The organism is Pseudomonas sp. GW821-FHT04C07 (assembly GCF_059420325.1).
This window is the reverse complement of the sequence record NZ_JBWKTM010000015.1, coordinates 170,679-176,995: the sequence shown is the minus strand read 5'-3', so window position 1 is coordinate 176,995 and position 6,317 is coordinate 170,679. Positions and strand designations below refer to the sequence as shown.

Genomic DNA, 6,317 nt, shown 5'->3' with positions numbered 1-6,317 from the left:
TGCCACCGACCGTTTACGAACGGGCAATGGCGTCGAAACCACCTATTGAGGTGTCCGGAATTAGTTGACCACTGCACATTCCCACGCAGAGCGTGGGAGCGATCCAACTCCCCCACCCTAATCACCAAGTGGATTGATCTTCAAGACTGGCCCTATGCATCGTTCCCGCGCTCCCGCGTGGGAATGCAGCCCGTGACGCTCTGCGTCACTGCCGAAGCGGACGCGGAGCGTCCAGTGAGGCATTCCCACGCAGAGCGTGGGAGCGATCCAACTCCCCCACCCTAATCACCAAGTGGATTGATCTTCAAGACTGGCGCCATAAAGCTCATCTTTCCACTCCTTACCCATCAACCTGTAAACATCCTCAAAGAATCTACGAGGATCAGAGGTGCCGGGAACAAGCCCCCTCGCCACAGGTTTTGTGCCCGACGCTTATTCTTCTTGACTGATTGGCATCAGGGCTTGTCCTGAAACCTTGCCCTATAGCGCCCCGGACTTTCCCCCGTCCACTTCTTGAACGCCCGGTGGAACGCGCTGGGTTCTTGAAAGCCGATCTGCTCGGCAATTTCGGTGATGCTCGCCCGGCTCTGGCGCAGCTGTTCAAAAGCAACGCCGCGGCGCACTTCGTCCTTGATCTCCTGAAACGAACAGCCTTCGCGCTCCAGTTTTCGGCGAAAGGTACTGGGGCTCAGATGCTGTTCTATCGCGAAGGTCTGCAAGGTAGGCCATTGGCCGTAATGGCTGTTTCGCAGACGCTGATGGATCTGTGCCGCCAGGCCATGCTGGTTACGAAAGCGAATCACCAGCCATTGCGGCGCACTGCGCAGAAACACTTTGAGTGATGCAAGATCCTGAACCACCGGCAGACGCAGGTAGCGACTGGCAAACTCGATTTCAGTGCGCTGCGCGCCGAAAGTCAGGTTGGCGCCCCAGAGCAATGGATCATCACTGAGCGACAAACGTTCATGGCGGAAATCCGCGCGATCGATGGGAATTCGCCGCCCACCCAGCCAGCACAGCAGACTGATCATCAACACCAGGAAGGTCTCTTCGCCGAAACGACTGACGTCGTTATTGTCCGATCGGGTCTGCAGGCTGATGACGGCGCGTTTGCCGCGCACACTCAAACTGCCGCGAAAGTCCCGCAGGAACAGCGCGAAGTTGGCCAGGCACTGGCGCATGGCCTTCTCCAGATTCGGCTCCTGAATCAATGCCCGGCAGATCAAGGCAAAACTGCCAGGCGGCATGCCGTGGGAGTCGAGCTTGAAGAACTCGTCGTTCAACTCGCGAATCTGGATCAACCACAACGCTGCAAAAGCACTGGCCGGCACCCGCGCCGTGGGCTGGTCCATCAGCGCCGGGTCGATTCCCGCCTGCTCGAGTACCGCCCGCAGGCGCTGTGGGTTCTCACGCAGTGCATGGAGCATTGCATGCATAAAGTAGACGGCAACCGAATCCTTTTCCCGCATTTGAACGTTTCTCTCTTCATCGCCTGAAAATGGCAAAAAACGCCAATGTCCTTGAACAGTTATGGCATAGGCCAGCGCCGCTGCGGACTCTAGACTCACATCCATACCAGGTACTGCAGCGCAGCCCCTGTGGGGGGCGTCTGAAGCCGGACGGCGCCCATGGTACGCCAGTCGCTGACTGCCAACGATTGCAACATTGATTCCAGGAGTCGATATGAACAATTCCGATATTTTCGTCGTCAGCGCGGTGCGCTCCGCCATTGGCAGTTTCGGCGGATCGCTGAAGGACGTGACCCCTATCCAGTTGGCAACCGACGTTTGCCGCGCGGCCATTGAGCGCTCGGGCCTGGCGCCCGAGCATATCGGCCATGCGGTGATGGGTCATGTGATCCCCACCGAAGCCCGCGACGCCTATATTTCCAGGGCGGTGGCAATGAATGCCGGCCTGTCGAAAGAAACCCCTGCGTTCAACGTCAACCGCCTGTGCGGCTCCGGTTTGCAGGCCATTGTCAGCGCCGCGCAAAGTTTGATGTTGGGCGATGCCGGGGCCGTGCTGGCCGGTGGCGTCGAGTCCATGAGCCGCGGTGCTTACCTGCTGCCGCAAGCGCGCTGGGGTGCACGAATGGGCGATGTGCAGGCTATCGATTACATGCTTGGGGTTCTGCAGGATCCCTTTGCCGGCTTCCATATGGGCATCACCGCGGAGAACATTGCCGAGCACTATGGCATCAGTCGCCAGATGCAGGATGAACTGGCCCTTGTCAGCCAACAACGTGCAGCCCGGGCCATTGCCGAAGGGCGTTTTGTCGAGCAGATCGTGCCGATTGAAGTGGCGACACGCAAAGGCACGGTGTCTTTCGCCATTGACGAGCATGTACGAGCAGATGTCAGTGCCGAGCAACTAAGCGGTATGAAACCCGCATTCAAGAAAGATGGCAGCGTCACTGCAGGCAACGCCTCCGGACTCAATGACGGTGCAGGCGCATTGATCATGGCCACCGAAGCGGTCGTTCGCGAGCAAGGCCTCAAGCCCATGGCCCGGCTGGTGGGTTACGCTCACGCCGGGGTTGAGCCGTCGATGATGGGCCTGGGGCCGATCCCCGCCACCCGACTGGTTCTCAAGCGTGCAGGCCTGACCGTCGCCGACCTTGATGTGATCGAATCGAACGAAGCGTTCGCAGCCCAAGCCTGTGCCGTGGCGCAGGAGTTGGGCTTCGATCCGCACAAGCTCAACCCGAACGGTTCGGGCATTTCCCTGGGCCATCCGGTCGGTGCCACCGGCGCGATTATCGCCACCAAAGCCATTTACGAGCTGCATCGCTGTCAGGGACGTTATGCCTTGGCGACCATGTGCATTGGCGGTGGCCAGGGCATCGCCGTGCTGTTCGAACGCGTTTGATTAGGGAAGTACCTGAACATGAATCTGCAAAACGTCGGTGTGATCGGCGCTGGCACCATGGGCAACGGCATTGCGCAAATCTGTGCCCTTGCCGGCTTCAACGTGACGCTGCTGGATATCTCCGAGACCGCGCTGCAAAACGCTATGGCGACCGTGGGCAAGAATCTGGACCGGCAAATCGCCAAACAGCTCCTTTCCCGGGAGCAAAAGCTCGCGGCGCTGGACAACATCCAGACCAGCACGGACTACGCGACCCTGCAAAACGCTCAACTGGTGATCGAGGCCGCGACCGAAAACCTCGACCTGAAACTACGGGTACTGCAACAGATCGCCGCGCAAGTCAGCGCCGACTGTGTGATTGCCTCGAACACGTCTTCGTTGTCTATTACTCAGCTCGCCGCCAGCGTGAGTCAGCCTGAGCGGTTCATCGGCCTGCACTTCTTCAATCCGGTGCCGATGATGGGGCTGATTGAAGTCATTCGCGGCTTGCAGACCAGCGATGCCACCCATGTCCTGGCGCTGGAGCTGGCGCAACGGCTGGGCAAAACCGCCATCACTGCCGGCAACCGTCCAGGCTTTGTGGTCAACCGGATTCTGGTGCCGATGATCAATGAAGCGATTCTGGTGTTTCAGGAGGGGCTGGCCAGCGCTGAAGACATCGATGCCGGCATGCGTCTTGGCTGCAACCAACCGATAGGCCCGCTGGCACTGGCCGACCTGATCGGGCTGGACACCTTGCTGGCGATTCTCGAAGCCTTCTACGACGGTTTCAACGACAGTAAATACCGCCCGGCGCCGCTGCTCAAAGAAATGGTCGCGGCCGGTTATCTTGGCCGCAAAAGCGGGCGCGGCTTCCATGCTTATGCCTGAGCGCTGCTCTCGCTTCGCGCAGCATCGAGACAAGGCGCTCGAGCTGTTCGCCAACAAGGGTTTCGGCCAGGTAGGGATGCGCGAGCTGGCGACCTATCTGGGGCTTGCGCCTGGCTCGCTTTACCATCATTACCCGAGCAAGCAGCACTTGCTGCTCGACCTGATCGAAGAATTCTACGAAGAGCTGCTGGCTACCCTGAGACGAAACGAGAAAAAAGCCGGCCCTGGGCGCAACAGCTTGAAAGTGATCATCCGCGCGCACCTGAAACTGCATCGGGAACTCCCTCGACACTTTCGCCTGGCCGAACGCGACAGTTGCTGCCTGAATGATGACCAGCAGCAGCGGGTCAGGCAGCTGCGCGAGCAATACGAACGCCAGCTGCTGGCGATGCTTGGCCATCGAACGCAGTTGACCGAACATGGATTGCTGGCCGCCGGACATGCCATTGCATCCTTGCTCAACAGCGCTCCGTCGTGGGTGGCACAGCACAGCCTCAATGATCGGGAGCGCGAAGAATTGATAGAGAACCTGGTGACCGGCGCAATAGAACGGCTGCTTGGCCCCTGCCCTCCGGGAGCGTCCTGTCTTCAGGCCGCGGTGGCTTGAGCTTGAGGGTGGGCAACAGAGACTAACCCGGCGACCTTTGTGGCGAGGGAGCTTCGGCTCCCTACCAACACCAGACTCAACGCCGCGTGATAACCACCTCCAGATATTCACTCGGCACCACCAGCGACGCTTCGCCAGCCCGATTCATCGTGTCCAGCAATTTGCTCAGGTCACTTTCCAGCGCCATGGCCCCCTCAGCGGACAGCGCCGCGAAGGCCTTGTGGATCGGGCCGTACCAGGCGCGGAAAGTCTCAATGAAATGCGCGGCCGAGCGGTAGCGGAAGTTGAACAACCGCCGCGTCACGGTGACATTGCCGGCGCACTCAGCGAAAAGCGAATGCAGATGCGCTTCCGAGCCCCACAGCGAAGGCGGTTGTGCGCCCGCTGGTGGTGGAAAATGCCGACCCAGCGTCGTGAACATCTGGCCGACAAAACCTTCCGGGGTCCAGTTGGCAAGACCGATCCGTCCCCCCGGGCGACACACCCGCGCCAGCTCGGAGGCCGCCTTTGGCTGGTCGGGCGCGAACATTACGCCGAACGTCGACAGCACCACGTCGAAGCTCGCGTCCTCGAAGGGCAGTGCCTCGGCATCGGCCACCTGAAAGATCACCTCCAGGTTCTCTGCCCTGGCCCGGTCCTCGCCTCGTTCGAGCAGAGCGGCCACGTAATCGGTCGAGGTCACCTTGCAACCTCGACGCGCTGCGGCGAGTGTGGCATTGCCATTGCCGGCCGCTACATCAAGCACGAGCTCATCGCAACGCAGGTCGCAGGCCTCCGCCAGCAGCTCCCCGACGATCTGTAAAGTTGTGCCGATCACGGCATAGTCGCCACTGGCCCACGCAACCATCTGACGGTTTTTCAGGGCGTTTAAATCAAGGGATGTGCTCATGGGAGCTGACTCTGTATGGGCTGGAATGCAGGCAGGGTACTGGAGGGCGATTACTCCGCCGTTGTCGGGTCAATGATGGAGGTGACTCGGGAAACGCTATTGGCAGGAAAACCGCCTTGTCTTGCGTGCTCCCTGACGAGTTCCTCGTTCGGTGCGATATACACGCAGTAAATTTTCTCGCCCGTGACGTAACTATGCAGCCACTGTACTTGCGGCCCCATCTCGCGCAGGACCTTGCAGGATTTTTGTGCGATCGCTTTCAAGTCCCGTTCTGGCAGTGTTCCGGCTCCCGGAATTTCGCGCTCGATGACGAACTCAGGCATGGCAACCTCCACCTTATGATTGATGACAGGGACGGCAGTGCTCCTGTTGGACAACTATCGCGCTCGGGCAGGTCGGCGTCCTGCCCGATCGTCGGCCAGGCCTGCCCGATCGTCCGGCGGTTTTGCGCCGCGCGGCGAGGCGCTCACCATCACAGACCCCGCAAGCACCGGAGCACAACAATGGACGCTTTGTCGCAGAGCCTGCGCATGGCGATCTTCCACCTGATCACCGAAGGCGAATGCTATGTCGAACTCGGCAATGAGCCAGCACTGCGACATCTCGTGAGAAAGCCCAATATCGCCTAACCTGAATGCACCGTCGTGCAAGGGGGATCGTAACGTGAGCGTGCAGTTGAACCACACCATCGTCTGGTGCCGCGACAAGCAAAAATCTGCGACATTTCTCGTGGACATCCTGGGCCTGCCCAGCCCTGTCCCATTCGGTCCGATGCTGATTGTCCAGCTCGATAACGGTGTCTCGCTCGATTACTACGACAACGACGAGTTTTCTTCCCAGCACTATGCCTTCCTGATCGGCGAGGACGACTTTGACCCGGTTTTCGCCCGGATACAGAGTCGAGAACTCCCCTACTGGGCCGATCCCTGCAAGCTGCGCCCGGGCGAAATCAACCGGCTCGACGGTGGGCGAAGAGTGTATTTCGATGATCCGGACGGCCATCTGCTGGAAATTTTCACCCGGGCTTAGCGTTGCGATGCCTGGTGAGGCGTAAGACGGTATCTACGGCCCTGGCGAACGACT

The 6,317-nt window shown here is 59.8% G+C and carries 8 protein-coding genes; 5 read left to right on the top strand and 3 right to left on the bottom strand.

All coding sequences use genetic code 11. The features are described 5' to 3' along the window. Positions 1-455 precede the first annotated feature (455 nt). Positions 456-1,469, bottom strand: coding sequence for an AraC family transcriptional regulator (locus AC07UI_RS24615; protein ID WP_494994952.1), 1,014 nt, complete (start codon positions 1,467-1,469; stop codon positions 456-458). Positions 1,470-1,683: 214 nt separating this feature from the next. Here AC07UI_RS24615 and AC07UI_RS24610 point away from each other — a divergent pair, with 214 nt between their 5' ends. From AC07UI_RS24610 to AC07UI_RS24600, 3 genes are read left to right on the top strand one after another with little or no spacing between them, the layout of a single operon-like run. After that, positions 1,684-2,868: an acetyl-CoA C-acyltransferase family protein gene (locus AC07UI_RS24610; RefSeq protein WP_494994951.1), complete on the top strand. Its 1,185-nt coding sequence runs from the start codon at positions 1,684-1,686 to the stop codon at positions 2,866-2,868. A gap of 18 nt (positions 2,869-2,886) precedes the next feature. Beyond that, positions 2,887-3,738 (top strand): 3-hydroxybutyryl-CoA dehydrogenase, encoded by an 852-nt coding sequence (locus tag AC07UI_RS24605; RefSeq protein ID WP_494994950.1) that lies wholly within the window; start codon positions 2,887-2,889, stop codon positions 3,736-3,738. After that, complete coding sequence (locus AC07UI_RS24600; protein ID WP_494994949.1) at positions 3,725-4,345, top strand: TetR/AcrR family transcriptional regulator; 621 nt, start codon at positions 3,725-3,727, stop codon at positions 4,343-4,345. Before AC07UI_RS24605 ends, AC07UI_RS24600 begins: the two co-directional genes overlap by 14 nt. A gap of 76 nt (positions 4,346-4,421) precedes the next feature. Here AC07UI_RS24600 and AC07UI_RS24595 read toward each other — a convergent pair whose 3' ends face one another. Continuing rightward, positions 4,422-5,234: a class I SAM-dependent methyltransferase gene (locus AC07UI_RS24595; protein WP_494994948.1), complete on the bottom strand. Its 813-nt coding sequence runs from the start codon at positions 5,232-5,234 to the stop codon at positions 4,422-4,424. A 50-nt stretch (positions 5,235-5,284) separates the two neighbouring features. Continuing rightward, positions 5,285-5,557: a DUF4242 domain-containing protein gene (locus tag AC07UI_RS24590; protein WP_494994947.1), complete on the bottom strand. Its 273-nt coding sequence runs from the start codon at positions 5,555-5,557 to the stop codon at positions 5,285-5,287. 180 nt (positions 5,558-5,737) lie between these two features. Between AC07UI_RS24590 and AC07UI_RS24585 the strand changes: the two genes are divergently transcribed. Both AC07UI_RS24585 and AC07UI_RS24580 read left to right on the top strand, forming a co-directional pair. Further along, on the top strand, positions 5,738-5,863 hold the full coding sequence (locus AC07UI_RS24585) for a hypothetical protein (protein WP_494994946.1): 126 nt from the start codon (positions 5,738-5,740) through the stop codon (positions 5,861-5,863). A 34-nt stretch (positions 5,864-5,897) separates the two neighbouring features. Continuing rightward, positions 5,898-6,263, top strand: a complete 366-nt coding sequence (locus AC07UI_RS24580; protein WP_494994945.1) for a VOC family protein — start codon at positions 5,898-5,900, stop codon at positions 6,261-6,263. The last annotated feature ends 54 nt before the right edge of the window (positions 6,264-6,317 follow it).

Coding starts and splice junctions, on each gene's coding strand:
- AC07UI_RS24610 (WP_494994951.1), top strand. CDS start 1,684: ATGAACAATTCCGATATTTTCGTCGTCAGCGCGGTGCGCTCCGCCATT.
- AC07UI_RS24585 (WP_494994946.1), top strand. CDS start 5,738: ATGGACGCTTTGTCGCAGAGCCTGCGCATGGCGATCTTCCACCTGATC.
- AC07UI_RS24605 (WP_494994950.1), top strand. CDS start 2,887: ATGAATCTGCAAAACGTCGGTGTGATCGGCGCTGGCACCATGGGCAAC.
- AC07UI_RS24595 (WP_494994948.1), bottom strand. CDS start 5,234: ATGAGCACATCCCTTGATTTAAACGCCCTGAAAAACCGTCAGATGGTT.
- AC07UI_RS24615 (WP_494994952.1), bottom strand. CDS start 1,469: ATGCGGGAAAAGGATTCGGTTGCCGTCTACTTTATGCATGCAATGCTC.
- AC07UI_RS24590 (WP_494994947.1), bottom strand. CDS start 5,557: ATGCCTGAGTTCGTCATCGAGCGCGAAATTCCGGGAGCCGGAACACTG.
- AC07UI_RS24600 (WP_494994949.1), top strand. CDS start 3,725: ATGCTTATGCCTGAGCGCTGCTCTCGCTTCGCGCAGCATCGAGACAAG.